The sequence below is a fragment of the Anaerolineales bacterium genome (assembly GCA_015075725.1).
In the GTDB taxonomy this organism is placed as follows: Bacteria; Chloroflexota; Anaerolineae; order Anaerolineales; family Villigracilaceae; genus Villigracilis.
The window spans coordinates 1,086,376-1,103,478 of sequence record JABTTV010000001.1 but is presented as its reverse complement, the minus strand read 5'-3'; the positions used below and the strand labels follow the sequence as shown (position 1 = coordinate 1,103,478).

Below are 17,103 nucleotides of genomic sequence, written 5' to 3'. Positions count from 1 at the left end.
TTTGTGATTGCCTGACTCGTGATACGCGTTTCGTAATCCGTAACTTCCGCATCACGTATTACGAATGGCGAAGCGACTCGATAAACTTCAAATCCTCTTTTGTTAATTCCGCCTTCTCCAGCATATCCGGTCTTTTTCTGAAAGTGCGCTCCAAAGCCTGTTCCCTGCGCCACTTGTCGATCTTTGCATGGTCGCCGGAGAGCAGGACGTCGGGCACTTTGCTTCCGCGAAACTCAGGCGGGCGGGTGTAATGCGGATATTCCAGCAAGCCCATCGCGTGAGAGTCATCCTCCGCGCCTGTGGGGTCGCCGAGAACGTCGGGCAGGAGGCGGGCAACAGCGTCGATAACGATCAATGCGGGCAGTTCCCCCCCTGTCAGCACGTAGTCGCCGATGGAGATTTCATCGGTGACCAGTCTCTCGCGGATGCGCTCGTCAATGCCTTCATAACGCCCGCAGATGAGCGCAATGAGTGGATGCTGTGATAATTCAGCGGCGATGGTCTGGTTGAAGACTCGTCCCTGCGGGGTGAGGAGAATGATGGGGATGTTTGAAACAGGTTCGGGCGGAGTCTGCGGCGAAACAAGTCCCAGAACGGATTCGACCGCCTCGAAAACCGGCTCCGGTTTCATCACCATACCGCCGCCTCCGCCGTAGGGTAGATCGTCGGTGGTGTGATGCCTGTCGTGCGTGTAATCGCGGATATTATGAATGCGCACATCGATGAGCCCCCGTTCGCGTGCGCGCTTGAGTATGCTGGTTTCGAGATAGGAGGGAAAGACTTCGGGCAGAAGTGTGAACACCTCGAATTGCATGACGGGATTGTAGCATATAAGAGCCGAATAAGAACTCCGGCATCCCTGCTTGACGACGGTTTCTCGCGGATGGTAATATGAATTTATGTATTTAAGAGGAAGCAAGTGGAGCATGAACAAGAAAAAGCGGGACCGGCCGAACTGGTTCCGCATCATCGTCCTCTGTCTGATCGTGCTGGCGGCGGCGTATATCAACCGATTCGTCGTCGCGGATATCGAGCCGCTGGGCGTCCCGTCTCCCACGCCCACCATTTCGGCTGAGACGCTTATCGCTGAAGCGCAAAATCTCTTCGGTCAGGGGAAACTCCTGCCCGCCATCGACACGTATCAACAAGCGATCGTCTCCCAGCCGGACAACCCCGCCACGCACATCATGCTGGCGCGCGTGCTTGTGTTCGCCGGAAAGTATAAGGAAGCACAGACCGCAGCCGAAGATGCGCTCCTGCTCAACCCCGATAGCTCGATGGCATTCGCAGTGCGCGCCTGGGCACTGTCGTTCCAGGGCGAATACCTCGAAGCAGAGACGGACATCAAGCGCGCCTTGGAACTCGACCCGAATAACGCGCTGGCTCACGCATATTACGTGGAAATTCTCGTCGATTCGTTTTACAACGGTCTTGGTTCGTTCGAAGGAGTCGAAAGAGCCATCGAAGAATCCCGTGTGGCGCAGGCGCTTGCGCCCGACCTGCTCGAAACCCATCGCGCGCGCGGGTACGTTCTCGAAGCTACCGGCAACTATGAAGAAGCCATCCGTGAATATGAAGCCGCCATTGCCATCAATGCCAACATCGCCGACCTGCACCTGGCGATCGGACGCAACTACCGCATCCTTGGGATTTACGACAAAGCGGTGGATTCCTTTACCCGCGCCGACGCGCTCAACCCCCAAGACCCCAACCCTGATCTGCTTTTATCGCGTACCTACGCCACCATCGGCGAATACGGCAAAGCCATGCAGTTCGCCGAATCAGCGGTCGCGAACGATCCCGCCGACACCAACCTGCGCGGCAATCTCGGCGTGATGTATTACCGCAATTCCTACTGGCCCGAAGCCGTGAAGGAACTTTCCTATGTGGTCAAGGGCGGTCTTTCCGACGACGGTCATGAAATGGAGTTCATCAACCTCGTGCCCGATTCGCCGCGCATCGCCGAATATTATTTCACCTACGGGCTGGCGCTTTCCCGCACGAACCAATGCGGCGAGGCTTTGCAGATCGCGCAGTTGATCATCTCGCGCATCCCTGCCGACGAACTGGCGGTGGACAACGCGAACGCGATCGTCAACCGCTGTCAGGAAAACCTGAACGCGCCTCTTTCCACGCCGGAGGCTGAGTCCACGCCTCAAGCAGAATCCACCCCGACCCCATGAACATCAACTATCGCCGCAGTATCTTTCGCCGCCGGGATGACTCGAGCGTTTACCGCATGTTCCTTTTCGTCATCTTGATTCTGGCGGGCATCTGGCTCATCCGCTCGGTACAACAGGGAGATATCAAGCCGCTGTTTTTGCCCACGCCTACCCCCACGCGTTTCGCCGCCTCTTACACCCTCGAAGGCGATGCGCACTTCACCGCCGGGAAATTGGACTCTGCGATCCAGGCTTACCGCGAAGCAACACGGGTCGACACGAGCAACGCGGACGTCTGGGCGCAACTCTCGCGCGTGCAGACCTATTCCACGGCGCTCATCGTAAAGCAGGAAGATATTCTCGCGAGGTTGGATGAAGCCATCGCCTCCGCTGAAAAGGCGGTTGAAGTCAACCCGGACAGCAGTTTTGCCCATGCCGTGCATGCCTTTGCATTGGATTGGAAAGCCTCTTACACATCCAACGAACGCGAGCGGCAGGCGCTCCTGCAAAAATCGGAGCAGGAGGCTGTGCGCGCGATCCAACTGGATAACACCAACGTGCTCGCGCAAGCCTTCTACGCTGAAGTGCTGGTGGACCAGCAAAAATGGACCCAAGCCCAACAGGTCATCGAGCAGGCCGTGGCGCAGGACCCAAGCCTGATGGATGTGCATCGAGTCAACGCCTATGTGCTTGAATCTTTGGGCGAGTATGCGCTTGCCATCGAATCCTATGACCGCGCCATTGCCATCACGCCAAACCTGACCTTCCTTTACCTGCGCGCCGGCGCGGGATATCGCCGCCTCGCCTTCGAAAGCCCCAACGAGGATGTTCAACGGCAGTTGTATGAAAAGTCACTGGAATATTTCGCGCAGACTGCCCGCATCAACCAGCAGTTGGGTGTGCAGGACCCTGTTCCCTATCTTTCCATCGCCAAGACCTATTCTCAAATGGGCGAGTTCTTCATCGCCATTCGCAATGTGCAAAGGGCGATAGAGTTCGAGCCGTCCAACCCCGTGTTTTATGGCGAGTTGGGGGTTTTGTATCACAAGAACCGAAATTACGAGACGGGCATCCTCGCGCTGGGTTGCGCGATCAACGGATGCACGCCCGAAGAATCCTGCGATGGGCGCGGCGGGTGCGGTCCCAACGATGAGCCTGCCGAAGTGATCGGTTTGCCCATCTCAGCCAGCACGGTTTATTACTACGATGTGTATGCCTCCGAATTGGCGGCGTTGAGCACTCCAAAGGTCAATTACTGCCCGCAGGCATTGGAGGTTGCCGCCATTATCGAAGCTTCGGAATATATCCAGGACCCGAACATCGCCGCGGATATGACCGTGGTGCGGACCATCTGTTCCTTCAGCCCGGGGACGACGGGCTCCGGCTCATCCCCAACGCCGACAACTGAACCGTCCATGACCGAGCCTGCGCCTACGCCGTAAACCCGCTTCCAGAGTAGGTACGTTTGGGTCGGCGAGTGAGGTATCAGGTATGAGGAGAGGCGGGGAACGAGAGTCAGAGAATTGTAAGAATTTTTATATTCCCCTTGACTTTGAAATTCTAAATGGGTAAGATAGCAATTAGCACTCAGAAGTTTTGAGTGCTAATTCTATGGTTAATTAGAAAATCCACTTGGAGGCATCATATGGCAAAAATCTCGTTCAAACCCCTCGGTAGCCGCGTGCTGATCGAGCCCATTGAACAGGAGGAAACGACAGCGAGCGGAATCATCCTCCCCGAAACGGCAAAGGAAAAACCCCAGCAGGGCAAGGTCCTTGCGGCGGGACCCGGCGACCGCAACGAAAAAGGCGAGCGCGTTGCGATGGACGTGAAGGTCGGCGATACGATCCTGTTCGCAAAATATTCCGGCACTGAAGTGAAGATGGATGGCAAGAAACTGCTCATCCTGCGCGAGAGCGACATCCTCGGAATTGTTGGATAAAACATGTCGCTGCGAGACGCGGAGCGGCGAAGCAGCCTCCCGGTATAACGTAGGAGATTGCTTCGTCGGGAACCCCGCCCTCCTCGCAAGGACATAACATTCTAAAAAGGAAGTGAAACTATGGCAGCGAAACAACTGGTATTTTCCGAAGAAGCCCGCCGCAAGCTCAAGAACGGCATGAACGCCGTTGCGAATGCGGTATCCGCCACGCTCGGTCCGAAGGGACGCAATGTGGCTGTCGATCGCAAGTTCGGCTCCCCCACCATCACGCACGACGGCGTTTCCGTGGCGAAGGAGATCGAACTTGAAGATCCGTTCGAGAACATGGGCGCGCAGCTCCTGAAGGAAGCCGCCACCAAGACCAACGATATCGCCGGTGACGGGACCACCACCTCCACCGTGCTCGCTCACGCGATCGTGAACGAAGGTTTGAAGGCTTTGGAAGCGGGCTATAACCCGATGCTTCTGAAGCGCGGCATCGAACTCGCCACCGAGACCGTCGTTGCGGAATTGAAGAAGAACTCGGTCAAGATCGACACCAAGGAAGAGATCGCGTCCGTCGCCACCAACTCCGCGGCGGATGAAGAAGTCGGCCAGCTCATCGCGGACGTGATGGACAAGGTCGGCAAAGACGGCGTGATCACCGTCGAAGAATCCAAGACCATGCAGTTCGAGACGGAATTCGTCGAAGGCATGCAGTTCGACCGCGGCTATCTTTCCCCCTACTTCATCACTCACGCCGACCAGATGGAAGCCCAGATCAGCGAGCCCTATGTTCTGATCTACGATAAGAAAATTTCCGCGGCGGCCGACATCGTGCCCCTGCTCGAGAAACTCGTCCAGATCGGCAAGCGCGAACTGGTCATCATCGCCGAGGATGTGGATGGCGAAGCCCTCGCCACCATGATCCTCAACAAGATTCGCGGCATGTTGAACGTGCTCGCCATCAAAGCCCCCGGCTTTGGCGACCGCCGCAAAGCGATGCTGCAGGACATCGCCATCCTCACCGGTGGACAGGTCGTTTCCGAGGAAATGGGCCGCAAGCTCGAATCCGTCACCGTTCAGGACCTCGGCAAAGCTGAGAAGGTCGTCTCCGACAAGGAGAACACCACCATCATCGGCGGCAAGGGCAAGAAAGGCGATATCGAAGGACGCATCAAAGAGATCCGCATCGAGATCGAAAAGTCCACCAGCGACTACGATAAGGAAAAACTGCAGGAACGCCTTGCCAAATTGAGTGGCGGAGTCGCCATCATCCGTGTGGGAGCGGCGACTGAGACCGAAATGAAGGAAAGAAAGCACCGCGTCGAAGACGCCCTTTCCGCCGCGCGCGCCGCGGTGGAGGAAGGCATCGTTCCCGGCGGTGAGATCTCCCTCATCAATGCCTCTGCCAAGCTCGACAAACTCGCGAAGGAAAACGCCGAAGACGGCGAGGAAATTCGCGTGGGCATCAACATCGTCAAAAAGGCGCTCGAAGCCCCGATCCGCAAACTGGCTTCCAACGCCGGCCAGGACGGCTCGGTAATCATCGATACCGTGCGCCGCACCGCCGCCGAAAAGAAAGACAAGAACATCGGCTACAACGTGCTGACGGACAAATACGTGAACATGATCGACGCCGGCGTGATCGACCCGGTCAAGGTCGTGCGCGGCGCGCTCGAGAACGCCGCCTCCATCGCCGCGATGATCCTTACCACCGACGTGTTGATCACCGACATGCCCGAGAAGGAAAAGGCTCCTGCCATGCCTCCGGGCGGCATGGGCGGCATGGATTACTAAACCTTGCCGTAGGGTAATTTCCAGCAAAAGAGTGGCGTCTTCACCCGAAGACGCCATTTTTGTTCTTCGATTCCCTCCAAGAGGAGCGGGCAATTCGAGAAACAAGCGGGTACAATTTTATTTGGTCATTGTCATTTCGGAGCAAGGAGACTCTTATGATCGATTTCAAATCCAAACTTGGGCGCAAGGCGATGCGTCATCTCAAAAAGGAATATTTCATCTGGCTTACCACGGTCGACTCGACCGGCAGTCCCCAACCCCGCCCCGTTTGGTTCGTATTGGAAGGCGACTCCCTGCTGGTTTACAGCCAGCCAGGCGCGTTCAAACTCAAGCACATCATCAACGACCCGAATGTCTCCCTGCACTTCAACACCCCGGATGAGAAGGGCGAAGAGGATGTCATCGTTTTCGGCGGGAAAACGAAGATCGATCTCAAAGCCGAGCCGGCGGACAGGAACGGCATCTACATGCGCAAATATCGCTCAGGGATAAAAGGGCTTGGAGCCACGCCCCGGAAATTTTCCGAAGAATATTCCACAGCGGTCCGCATCAAGCTCACGTCCCTGCGCGGATGGTGATATGAACCGGGACCAGATCATTCAAAAGACCGCCGAATACATCAAGCGGGAATTTTCAGGCGATTCCTCGGGCCATGATTGGTGGCATATCCACCGCGTCTGGAAGAATGCCATTGCCATCTGTGAGATCGAAAAAGCGGACGATTTCATCGTGCAACTTGCCGCCTTATTGCATGACCTCGACGATTGGAAATTCAACGGGTCGGGGGACGAAACCCCGCTCCGTGCCCGTGCCTGGCTTGACTCTTGCTCCGTCGACCCTTTCGTCGCGGAAAGCGTGTGCCGCATCATCGCGAATATTTCCTACAAAGGCGCGAACGTCGAAAATATGATGGAGTCACTCGAGGGTTTCATCGTCCAGGATGCCGACCGGCTCGATGCCATCGGCGCGATCGGCATCGGCCGCGCCTTCGCCTATGGCGGGTACAGGAATCGCCCATTGTACGATCCAGATACCCCTCCTCAAATGCATGCGAGTTTCGACGAATACAAGAACAGCAAAAGCGCGACCATCAATCACTTTTACGAGAAACTTTTATTATTGAAAGACAAAATGAACACCCCAACCGCCAGGCGAATCGCCGAAGAACGCCATGCTGTAATGGTGAAATTCATCGAGCAGTTCATGAGCGAATGGGAAGGCAGGGATGTCATCTCTGCACCGGAGAATCCATGAAACGAACCCTGCGAATCATATCAACCGCGATTTTTGTAATGCTGGCTTGCAAGACACTCACTCCCACATCCCCCACAGAAATCCCAGTCATCGAAGTTCCACCCACAAAAACCCCCGCACCGACAGAGACGGTCATCGATGAACCGGTTGACCCAACAGCGGGCTCTTCCGGCATGGGTGATTCGCTGTATCCCGGGTTCGGCAACGGCGGCTATGATTCCATTTCCTACACCTTGAATATCACCGTCAGCGATGTAGCCACAAGCGATCTTTCAGCTTTTACCGCCATCGAAGCCGTTGCAACCCAGGAATTAAGTCGCTTCAATTTGGATTTTGCCGGGTTCGAGATCACCGGCATCACGGTCAACAGCGAAGCGGCGGAGTTCGATAGAAAAGGACAGGAGCTGACGATCATCCCCTCCCAGGTGCTGTCCAAGGATGAATCATTTACGGTTGTTGTTTCTTATCAGGGCATCCCGAATCCCATGCAATCGCAAGCCCTGCCTTTTCCCACCGGCTGGATCGTGTATGACGGCGGTATCTTTGTCCTGAGCGAGCCGGACGGTTCCGCCAGTTTCTTCCCCGTGAACGATCATCCACTCGACAAGGCGACTTATACCATCATCGTCACCGTGCCGGAGCCGTATGAAGTCGCCGCCAATGGCGTCTTGCAGGATGAAGTCGATAACGGGGATACCACCACCTACACCTTCACCGTCCGCGACCCGATGGCGAGCTATCTCACCACCATCAACATCAATGACTTCGATGTGGAAACCATGGAATCAGATGGCGGCATTCCGATCCGCAATTATTACGCTGCCAGTCTGCCCGACGATGTCAATAAACCGTTCGCCCGCCAGGGTGAGATGATCGACTACTTCAGCGAACTCTTCGGGCCGTATCCGTTCGAAGTGTACGGCGCGCTTGTCATGGATACCTACTTCGGCGCCGCGCTCGAAAACCAGACCATGTCCATCTTCGGCGTGGATATGGTGGACCTCGACGACATCGAAGGCACGGAATCTGTCGTGGCGCATGAGCTCGCTCATCAATGGTTCGGCGACAGCATCAGCGTTGCCGATTGGAGCGACATCTGGCTCAATGAGGGATTTGCCACCTACGGCGAAGCCTTGTGGGTCGAATACGATTACGGCCGCGAAGGTCTCGATGACTGGGTCGCAAGCGTGTACACAGAGGTTAATGAATATCCCGAATATTATCCTCCGCCGGGCAGCCCGAAACCCTATAATCTTTTCAATGGCGGCGTGTACCTGCGCGGGGGATTGACCCTCCATGCTTTGCGGCTCGAGGTCGGCGACGACGCATTCTTTGAAATCCTCCGAACCTATTATGACCGTTACAAATACGGCAACGCATCCACGGAAGATTTCATCGCAATCGCCGAGGAAATTCACGGAAAGGACCTGACCGACCTTTTCGATGCATGGTTATATGACGAAGACCTGCCGCCCATGCCAGGAATTGAGTAAGACAAAGTGACTGTCGCCCTTTTGGTGACGGTCACTTTTTATATTCGAAGATCAGCGCATTCGCGGACTCGTAAACAATGACATGAGCGGCTGACGCGCGTGCAGAAAGCCCCAGGCTTCTCAACGACTCCGCCATTTCGCCTTCCGCCAAATCGGGGGGTATCAACACGATCAAATAATCGTAAGCCCTGCCGTTGCGAATCGACCATTCATTCAAGCAAGCCACATTTGGGCATTTTTGGAATTCGGTCAACTGCTCATACCAGGGAAAGAAATCACCGGCAAGGGTCCATTCCATTCCTTGAAGGGTGGTCAGGCTCGTCTGCCCCGTCAGCGCTGGGAACCATTCCTGCAGCGGGTCGGTCATTGAAAACTCGCGCCCGGTGGCGAGCGCAAACGTTGTACCCGCGTCCGAATTTTCATTCACCCATTCGATCATCGCCAGGTCTCCCGCCTTCAGGCTCGTGTTGACAAGGCGGAAATCAGTGATGACTGCCACGAGGACGAACCAGACCAGCATACCCACCCCGACGAAAAGCAATCCGCGCCTCACTGCCGGACGTTTGACCGATCCGTCCTTCCCGGGGTCGATCCACGCCCAAACCTGGATCGTTCCCATGGCGGCAAGCACAGCTTTGGGAAAAAGCGCAATTCCATCCGCGCCCCGCGGGTCGGAAAGATACGCGGAAATGATCCACACTATATAAATGAAATTCCGCTCCCTGAACGAAACCAAAAGACCGATATAAAACAGGATCAAAAATGGAATGGCGGGAATATTCGACGGCAGATGCAATTTGAGGACGATCAAATAAAACTCGAGGCTGCGCTGGCTGGTCTGCCCCGCGGAGAGGAAAGTGTCGAGACCGTGTCTCTGCAACACGATCAGCCACCAGGGCGATGTCAGGATTCCCACCCCCAGCGCGACGATAAACGCGGAAAGAATTCCACGCTTGTTTCGTCCATAAAATAGAAAGATGATCAGCCCGCCCAACGCGGCATGGAAGGCTGTCTGCGGATGGCTCACCACAGCGGCGGCGCCAAACAACATGGTCAGGATCAACCTGTGGAGGCGGTACTCCTTGAACAACTGGAGCGCCTGCCAAAGCATCAGCAAAAGGAAAACCACGCCAAAGGAACGCGTGATGCCCCCGCCCATCACCAGCCAGAGGAAAGATCGCGGCTCGAGCGCATAGATCAGGGTTGCGATTGCCGCGACGACCCGGGAGGACGAAAACCGCCTGGCGAAAAGATAGAAGGCCGGGATGGCAAGTGAGGCGATGAAAGCCGGAAGGTAGAGAAAGATGGATAGGTCCGAACCCGGCACGAGCGTGGAAAGAAGCGCGGCGACGTAAAATCCGAGCGGCGGATAGGCGAAAGGGATTTCCGCATTATTGTAGGTCGTAAAATCCGGCAGGGCAAAGCCGTTCGCCCGCAAATCCTGCGTCATCACAAGGAACATGCCGCCGTCGTTAAGTGGGAATCCGTTTGCCATCGCCGGGTAGACGCGGACAATGACCCCGAAAAGCAATGCCGCTAGCAGAAGAAGAGCGGGGAGGTCGGGTTTGCGATGCATGGGCGAATTATAAGCCTTGACATTGCGGTGGTTTTGCGGATAATTCAAGACAACAGGCGAGCCATAAGACTGTGACAGAGGAAAGTAGGCTGACGGAAGCCGCCAGAGACGTGCAAAGCAAGCGGTGAAATTGCACCCGACCGAAATTAGTTGAAGTTCCCTCTCGAGTCGTTCGTGTGAAGAACATGCTATGCGTCATGTTTGGTAGTGCGAGCCGCAATCCCAGCGTTAACAGGGAAGTCGATACTCGAAATTCGATATTCGCGCAACGAATATCGAATGGCGAACGTCAGACGCTGAGTGAGTTGTCCGGAGTGAAATCGAAGGATGGCTAATTTGGGTGGCACCGCGGGAATCTCCCTCCCGTCCCATTGTGGACGGGATTTTTTATTGACCGCGAGGGAAAAACTTTGTGATCTTTCGCGGCAAACAAAGAGGTGAAACATGCAGGATAAACTAAGTGAGATCGAAAAAGCGGCGCTCAAGTCATTGGAGTCCGTGAATGATCCGTCTGCGCTGGAAGCGTGGCGTGTGGCGAATCTTGGACGCAGTTCGGCGTTGATGGATGTTTTTTCCGGGCTGGGCAAACTTTCGAAAGAGGAGCGGCCCGTGATCGGCGCAGCCGCGAACCGTGTGAAGGCGGCGTTGGAGTCTGCATTGGAGGAACGCTCCAGGCTGGTCAAGGCTGTCGCGTTGGCAAGGTCGCTGGAAGAAGACCATATCGACGTAACGCTGCCCGGCCGCAGGAAACATGTCGGGCGTCTGCACCCTTCCACGCAGCAGCTTCGCCGCGTTCTGGACATTCTGGCTGAGATGGGTTTCCAGGTCTTTACTTCGCGGGAAGTGGAGACGGACGAATACAACTTCCAGTTATTGAACTTCCCGCCGCACCATCCTGCGCGCGACATGCAAGATACACTGTTCATTGAAGCAGAAGGGCGCGGAGACAATCCGATCATCATGCGCACCCATACCTCGCCGGGCCAGATTCATGCCATGAGGCAGTTTGCCGCGACGAATCCGCAAGACCCACCACCGATCCGCATTGCTTTGCCGGGAATGTGCTTCCGCTACGAACAGATCACGGTGCGCTCGGAGGTGCAGTTCAATCAGGTGGAGGGTCTCGCCGTTGGAAAGAACATCACCTTCGCGGACCTGAAGGGCACGCTGACCGATTTTGTCCGACGCATGTTTGGCGAAGGAACAAGGCTGCGGTTCCGCGCCTCATACTTCCCGTTTACGGAACCAAGCGCCGAAGTGGATGTGGAATGTTTCGTCTGCGGCGGGAAGGGCTGCCAGGTCTGCAAGAATTCCGGCTGGCTGGAAATCCTCGGGTGCGGCATGGTGCATCCCGTTGTTCTGCAAAACGGCGGCTACGACCCGAGGGTCTACTCCGGCTATGCCTGGGGCATGGGACCCGAACGCCAGCTGATGCTGCGGCACAAAGTCAGCGACATCCGTTATTTTTGGGGTAACGATGTCAGGTTTTTGGAGCAATTCTAGATTCAGATATTAGAGATTGGAGAATTGAGATTGGTAATTCGTAATTGGTAATCGATGGTGGTCGAGTAGCGAGCATTCGTTGCGAGCGTATCGAGACCACGGTTTCCTGTCTCAAGTCTTTCCTAACAAGGATACGCATATGAAAGTACCTATTTCTTGGTTAAAAGATTTCATTGATTTGGATGGCTTGTCTATTGAAGATATAGCCCGCAAATTAACTTTGGCGGGTCTGGAAGTGGATGAGATTCTCTACGTCGGCTTGCCGATGCCTGTTTATAAGGAAGACGAGAAACACGAATTCAAAACGGGTGGCATCGGCTGGGACAAGGAAAAGATCGTCGTCGCGGAGATCCGCCAGGTGAACCCGCATCCCAACGCGGACAAACTGACCCTGCTCGATCTTTTCGACGGGGAGAAGGAGCAGGTCGTTTTGACAGGCGCGCCGAACATCTTCGACCTGAGAGGGAAGGGCAAATTGCACAAGCCGATCAAGGTTGCCTACGCCAAAGAGAGCGCGACCATCTACGACGGTCACGCCGAAGGACTGGTGTTGATGACGCTCAAGCGCGCCAAGATTCGCGGGGTCGATTCCTATTCGATGGTCTGCTCCGAGAAGGAACTGGGCATCAGCGGTGAGCACGAAGGCATCATTCTGCTGGACGACGATGCGCCCGTGGGCATGCCGCTCGCCGATTACATGGGCGATGCCGTGCTGGATATTTCCATCCTGCCGAACATGGGGCGGAACGCGAACGTGGTCGGTGTGGCGCGCGAACTGGCGGCGATGCTTGGGCGTGAGCTGAAGAAGCCCCAGACGAAATTGAACGTCAGCGGACAATCCGTCAGGGAACTGGTCGAGATCGAGATCGCCGAGCCCGAACTCAACCCGCGCTTTGTGGTCGGTCTGATTCGCAATGTGGAACTCAAGCCTAGCCCATATCAAATCCAGCGGCGACTCAAACTCGCAGGTGTGCGTCCCATCAACAACGTGGTGGATGCCACCAACTACGCCATGATCGAATACGGCGAACCCTTGCATGCCTTCGATTATGATGTTTTGAAGAAGCGTGCTGGCGACAAGAAAATTAAGATCAACACCCGCACCGCCAAGGATGGCGAGAAACTCAAAACGCTCGACGGCAACGAGCGCGCGTTGACTTCGAATAATGTGCTTGTCTGCGATGAGAAGGGATCGCTCTCGCTGGCAGGTGTGATGGGCGGCGAAGAATCCGAAGTGAACGATAAAACAAGGAACGTCCTGCTCGAAGGCGCGGCGTGGAACTTCATTAATATCCGCCGCACGGCTAAACAACATAATCTTCCCTCGGAAGCGTCGTTTCGTTTCTCCCGCGGTGTGCATCCCGCCATGGCGGAAGGCGGCGTCCTCCTCGGTTTGAAATACATGGCGGAATGGTCCGGCGGCGCGGTCGCCCCCGACCTCGTCGATGTGTATCCGCTCCCGCCGAAAGATGTAGTGGTTGACATCACTGTCCGCGATATTCATCGCTGGCTTGGCATCGATCTCACGCTCGAAAGGGCAGCCGAGCTTCTCTCGCGCCTCGAATTCAAATGCGAGGTTAAGGGCGAAATTTTGCGAGTCACCGCGCCGGATCATCGCATGGATATCGGCGAAGGCATCGTCGGCATGGCGGATGTGCTCGAAGAAGTGGCGCGCAGTTACGGCTACGATAATATCCCGACCACAAACATGGCAGATGCGCTCCCGCCGCAAGTCGGCAATCCCATCCACGAATGGGAGGAAGCGCTGCGCGACCTGCTCGTCGCGCTTGGTTTGCAGGAAGTTGTCACCTACCGAATGACCACGCCGGAAAAAGAATCCCGCATCGTAAAGTATGACGAATACGTCCGCATCGCGAATCCCATCACGCTCGAGAAAAACGTCCTGCGCCGCAGCCTGATCGCCTCCGTGTTCGACTCGCTCGAAAAGAACATCCGTTACAACGAAGCCTTCTCCTTCTTCGAGATCGGACCCATCTTCGAACCCGTTAAGAACGACCTGCCGCGCGAACCGCGCAGGCTGGTCATTGTGATGACGGGCTTCCGGGATGCGACAGCATGGGATGTAAAGGAACCGGCGACACTGGACTTCTTCGACATGAAGGGCCGCATCGAACTCATGTTGGGCGGTCTGCGCCTCACGAACGTTTCCTACACTGCGACCGAATCCCATGCCTACCTTCACCCTGGCAAAGCCGCCGAAGTCAAAATTGGCGGCAAGGCCATCGGCGCGTTCGGCGAACTGCATCCGGTGGTAAAGGAACAATACGAGTTGGGCGATTTACCCGTGCTGGTTGCCGAGTTCGACCTCGATGCAATACGCTCCATCCCGCTGGCATACGAGATCAAGCCGATTCCCGAAACTCCGCCCATTTATGAAGATATCGCCCTCATCGTGGATGAATCAGTGAAGGCAGAGACCATCGAATCATTGATCCGGCAAACGGGAGGGAGAAGCGTGACAGGCGTCCGCCTGTTCGACCTCTATCGCGGAGACCAGGTCGGCGCGGGCAAAAAATCCCTCGCTTATGCATTAACCTATCAAGCCGAAGACAAGACCATGACCGATGCTGAAGCCGCGGCGATTCGCAACAAGATCGTCAAGAGGCTGGAAAAGGAAGTTGGCGCGAAACTGCGAAATTAACAGAAAGCGCCGCTGAACCTGTGATGGAACAATAATTCGGAATCCGTTTTTGTGCCCGCCTGCCGAGATTAGAGTATCTTAATGCTCGAAGTTAACCGCTTGACATTTAACTGACCGGGGTGTATTATTGCAATCGATGATTGCTAGGGTGCCCCCCTCACCCTAGCAATCATCATTTAATCTCCCGGATGAAGGAAAAATGGACAAATTTAGGGGTGTTATTAATAACAAGGCGGGCCGAGAGATTTCGATTCATTGTCAATCAATCATTACTTGTATATTCAAATATCCGCACGTTGTTTCCCTTGTCTTCAAAGACCAGTTCGAATCGACCCGGCAACGCCTGGATCTCGGCATCGATTTGGCTTACCTCTTTGCTCAGTCCTGTGCTTCCCGGCGATTGCAGCAGCGGCGCGACGACGATGTAGTCCACCCCCTGATTCTCAAGGTATTTTTCCAGGTCCTGGTCGTTCTTTGGGAAGTTGATCGTCCTGCGTTTGACGTGAACGTAAGCAGGCACCGGCTCGTTGACCATGACGATCGCATCAGCCGGGGCATGTTCGGCGATCCAGCTTGTTCCTATCGAAATGTCAGTCATCTGCTCGCGGATGGGATTGCGCCAATCCAAAATATTCCTTGCCAGCAGGATGATGGAAATAATACACGCGACTACAATAAGTCCGCGCTCTGCGAAGCGGGCGTTGAGTTTTTCAGCTGCCCAATTCAAACCGGTTAGAAAATAGAAATAGAAGAAAGGCAGGATGGGAATCAAGAAACGCGCCTTCACACTCCCCACTTTTGGGTTCCAGAACGCCAGAATGCCGATGAGATAAATGGCAAAATACAGATGCATCCATTCAAGTTTTGGTTTTGCTGCAAAGAGCCCACCGGCGATGGTTAGAAGGATCGCAAGGTTCAAAACAAAGAAAATAGCGGGAAGTATTGAATCCAGCCGCGTGCCGAAGATGGGAATCAGCGACCCGGCGAGGATCTGGTCGAAATAGCCTGAGACATTCGACCCTACCTGGCTTATTTTCTCCATGGCTGATCCACCCAACACTTGCGCTTCATAACCGGACGAGATGACGCTTCCCCCGTTGCTAAGGTTGAACCAGGCTTGGAGGGAGAATCCAAGAATAAGGATGAACGATGCGATTCCAAAGTCCCGAAAGCGGCGGGTGCTCGCAAGGTAAATCAGAAGGGAAGCGGACAATGCGATCCCGATCGTGCGAATCTGCTGGGAATAAAAAGCGAGGATGGCGGCAAGGATGAGCCATCCGACCTTTTTATCATCCGTTTTGTCGAAAACGACCAAAGCCAGTAACGAGAAAAACACATACGCCGACTCGGACATGACCGAAACGGACGAACCTATGAGCAGCGGGTTTAATGCAACGAATGCGGTGAGAACTTCGAGTCCGGGAGAATTGAGCCGCTTGGAAAAAAATTTATGAACGAGAGGGATCGAAGCCAGCCAGAGGACGAGCGAAACGAGTTTGAGCGCTTCGAAATTTTTCTGGAAGACGAGTGTGAAGGGCGCAAGCAATATTGGAAATCCCGGCGGGAAATTCCTCTCGATCTGCGGGCGCGGAAAGTTGATGAGTTTGTAGCCCTCACCGCTGACCAGGCTTTCGGCGAGGATGATGTAATGCGCATCGTCATAGGAGGTTCCGAGTTGGAGCGAGTCGAAACGCAGAAGCGCCAGAAATGCGCTGGCGGGGATCAGGATAAGAAGGAACAGACATGAGGGTTTCATTCGGTGAGTGCAATCATATCATTGTGGTAGGATGTGAAATAAATCCTAGACAGGGAGCGTCTAACCACAGGGTGACCGAAGCGATGTCTCACATTCGAACCTTGTTCCGAAGCGATCTTATGCGTGTCTTCGATTATCGCTGCACGGGTCACGACGGCCGGGATGAGATTCCGCAGGGACATGAGATCGCCCTCTCCCGCGCGGGAGCGTTTCAACGCAAGGATGCGCACGGCACCTTCCTTGCCGACCCGAACCATATCCTGTTTTACAATAAAGGCGAGCCGTACGATATCAGTCATCCGGTCGGCGGCGGGGACGCCACGACGGTCTTTATCTTCGCGCCTTCGTTGCTGGTCGAATTGATGCGAACTTACAACCCTGATGTCGAGAACAACCCCAGCAGGCTATTCCACCGCAGCCATATCACCATCCCCACCCAACTTCAAGTATTGCAATACCGGCTTTTGCAGGCGCGCGGCCACGACGATCCGCTCGAAATTGAGGAAAGAATTCTCGCCGCTGTGAGCGGCGTCATCCACGCTTTGTATCAGGGTCGATCCATAAAGCGGAGAAACTCTTCATCACACACATTGCGGGCGCACCTCGAACAGGTGCAGGCGGTAAAGACTTTTCTCAACGCGCGTATCCATTCTTCCCTGCAACTTGAACGGATAGCATCTGCTGTTTATCTTTCCCCCTACCACCTCTGCCGTATTTTCAAACAGAACACGGGTATGACCCTTCATCTTTACGTCAAGCGATTGCGCCTTTTCAATGCTGCCGAAAAAATGCTCGAAAATCCAAGATCGCGCCTCGACCTGCTTGCGCTTGAATACGGATTCTCGAATCACGGTAACTTTTCCACGGCATTCCGACAGACTTTCGGGATGAATCCCTCCGAACTTCGCGGCGCGCAACTCCAGCAGATGAGCAAGAATTTAAAAGCCTGACGCGGCGATATCCCCTATCATCACAA

Annotated in this window: 13 protein-coding genes; 10 read left to right on the top strand and 3 right to left on the bottom strand. The window is 55.0% G+C overall.

Annotated elements, in window-relative coordinates; translation table 11 throughout:
* Nucleotides 1–58 precede the first annotated feature (58 nt).
* On the bottom strand, nucleotides 59–814 hold the full coding sequence (gene trmD, locus HS100_05295) for a tRNA (guanosine(37)-N1)-methyltransferase TrmD (protein ID MBE7433310.1): 756 nt from the start codon (nucleotides 812–814) through the stop codon (nucleotides 59–61).
* 112 nt (nucleotides 815–926) lie between these two features.
* Here trmD and HS100_05290 point away from each other — a divergent pair, with 112 nt between their 5' ends.
* The 7 genes from HS100_05290 (at nucleotide 927) to HS100_05260 (ending at nucleotide 8,630) form a co-directional block, all read left to right on the top strand.
* A complete protein-coding gene (locus tag HS100_05290; protein MBE7433309.1) occupies nucleotides 927–2,183 on the top strand; it encodes a tetratricopeptide repeat protein in 1,257 nt (418 codons plus the stop codon).
* Entirely contained in the window at nucleotides 2,180–3,604 is a 1,425-nt protein-coding gene (locus HS100_05285) for a tetratricopeptide repeat protein (protein ID MBE7433308.1), read from the top strand. Before HS100_05290 ends, HS100_05285 begins: the two co-directional genes overlap by 4 nt.
* A 203-nt stretch (nucleotides 3,605–3,807) precedes the next feature.
* Complete coding sequence (groES, locus tag HS100_05280) at nucleotides 3,808–4,104, top strand: co-chaperone GroES (GenBank protein ID MBE7433307.1); 297 nt, start codon at nucleotides 3,808–3,810, stop codon at nucleotides 4,102–4,104.
* A 120-nt stretch (nucleotides 4,105–4,224) separates the two neighbouring features.
* Complete coding sequence (groL, locus tag HS100_05275; protein MBE7433306.1) at nucleotides 4,225–5,883, top strand: chaperonin GroEL; 1,659 nt, start codon at nucleotides 4,225–4,227, stop codon at nucleotides 5,881–5,883.
* 155 nt (nucleotides 5,884–6,038) lie between these two features.
* The gene (locus tag HS100_05270; protein ID MBE7433305.1) at nucleotides 6,039–6,461 is read left to right on the top strand and encodes a TIGR03667 family PPOX class F420-dependent oxidoreductase; all 423 of its coding nucleotides are present in this window, start codon (nucleotides 6,039–6,041) and stop codon (nucleotides 6,459–6,461) included.
* A gap of 1 nt (nucleotide 6,462) precedes the next feature.
* On the top strand, nucleotides 6,463–7,137 hold the full coding sequence (locus HS100_05265; protein ID MBE7433304.1) for an HD domain-containing protein: 675 nt from the start codon (nucleotides 6,463–6,465) through the stop codon (nucleotides 7,135–7,137).
* Complete coding sequence (locus HS100_05260) at nucleotides 7,134–8,630, top strand: M1 family metallopeptidase (GenBank protein ID MBE7433303.1); 1,497 nt, start codon at nucleotides 7,134–7,136, stop codon at nucleotides 8,628–8,630. The genes HS100_05265 and HS100_05260 overlap by 4 nt, the downstream gene beginning before the upstream one ends.
* A gap of 31 nt (nucleotides 8,631–8,661) precedes the next feature.
* On the opposite strand, the gene HS100_05255 is transcribed toward HS100_05260, so the two are convergent.
* Complete coding sequence (locus HS100_05255) at nucleotides 8,662–10,206, bottom strand: glycosyltransferase family 39 protein (GenBank protein MBE7433302.1); 1,545 nt, start codon at nucleotides 10,204–10,206, stop codon at nucleotides 8,662–8,664.
* A gap of 444 nt (nucleotides 10,207–10,650) precedes the next feature.
* On the opposite strand from HS100_05255, the gene pheS reads away from it, so the two are divergent.
* Together pheS and HS100_05245 are read left to right on the top strand one after the other, a co-directional pair.
* Complete coding sequence (gene pheS / locus HS100_05250) at nucleotides 10,651–11,709, top strand: phenylalanine--tRNA ligase subunit alpha (GenBank protein MBE7433301.1); 1,059 nt, start codon at nucleotides 10,651–10,653, stop codon at nucleotides 11,707–11,709.
* Between the two features lie 139 nt (nucleotides 11,710–11,848).
* A complete protein-coding gene (locus HS100_05245; GenBank protein MBE7433300.1) occupies nucleotides 11,849–14,371 on the top strand; it encodes a phenylalanine--tRNA ligase subunit beta in 2,523 nt (840 codons plus the stop codon).
* A gap of 262 nt (nucleotides 14,372–14,633) precedes the next feature.
* Here the strand turns inward: HS100_05245 and HS100_05240 are convergent, their stop codons facing one another.
* On the bottom strand, nucleotides 14,634–16,127 hold the full coding sequence (locus HS100_05240) for a hypothetical protein (GenBank protein ID MBE7433299.1): 1,494 nt from the start codon (nucleotides 16,125–16,127) through the stop codon (nucleotides 14,634–14,636).
* A gap of 83 nt (nucleotides 16,128–16,210) precedes the next feature.
* On the opposite strand from HS100_05240, the gene HS100_05235 reads away from it, so the two are divergent.
* A complete protein-coding gene (locus tag HS100_05235; GenBank protein MBE7433298.1) occupies nucleotides 16,211–17,077 on the top strand; it encodes a helix-turn-helix transcriptional regulator in 867 nt (288 codons plus the stop codon).
* Nucleotides 17,078–17,103: the final 26 nt, after the last annotated feature.

What these genes read in the sequence shown, in the direction of transcription:
- HS100_05240 (MBE7433299.1), bottom strand. Translation starts at nt 16,127, where the DNA reads ATGAAACCCTCATGTCTGTTCCTTCTTATCCTGATCCCCGCCAGCGCA.
- HS100_05290 (MBE7433309.1), top strand. Translation starts at nt 927, where the DNA reads ATGAACAAGAAAAAGCGGGACCGGCCGAACTGGTTCCGCATCATCGTC.
- HS100_05235 (MBE7433298.1), top strand. Translation starts at nt 16,211, where the DNA reads ATGTCTCACATTCGAACCTTGTTCCGAAGCGATCTTATGCGTGTCTTC.
- groES (MBE7433307.1), top strand. Translation starts at nt 3,808, where the DNA reads ATGGCAAAAATCTCGTTCAAACCCCTCGGTAGCCGCGTGCTGATCGAG.
- trmD (MBE7433310.1), bottom strand. Translation starts at nt 814, where the DNA reads ATGCAATTCGAGGTGTTCACACTTCTGCCCGAAGTCTTTCCCTCCTAT.
- HS100_05245 (MBE7433300.1), top strand. Translation starts at nt 11,849, where the DNA reads ATGAAAGTACCTATTTCTTGGTTAAAAGATTTCATTGATTTGGATGGC.
- HS100_05255 (MBE7433302.1), bottom strand. Translation starts at nt 10,206, where the DNA reads ATGCATCGCAAACCCGACCTCCCCGCTCTTCTTCTGCTAGCGGCATTG.
- HS100_05265 (MBE7433304.1), top strand. Translation starts at nt 6,463, where the DNA reads ATGAACCGGGACCAGATCATTCAAAAGACCGCCGAATACATCAAGCGG.
- pheS (MBE7433301.1), top strand. Translation starts at nt 10,651, where the DNA reads ATGCAGGATAAACTAAGTGAGATCGAAAAAGCGGCGCTCAAGTCATTG.
- HS100_05285 (MBE7433308.1), top strand. Translation starts at nt 2,180, where the DNA reads ATGAACATCAACTATCGCCGCAGTATCTTTCGCCGCCGGGATGACTCG.
- groL (MBE7433306.1), top strand. Translation starts at nt 4,225, where the DNA reads ATGGCAGCGAAACAACTGGTATTTTCCGAAGAAGCCCGCCGCAAGCTC.
- HS100_05270 (MBE7433305.1), top strand. Translation starts at nt 6,039, where the DNA reads ATGATCGATTTCAAATCCAAACTTGGGCGCAAGGCGATGCGTCATCTC.
- HS100_05260 (MBE7433303.1), top strand. Translation starts at nt 7,134, where the DNA reads ATGAAACGAACCCTGCGAATCATATCAACCGCGATTTTTGTAATGCTG.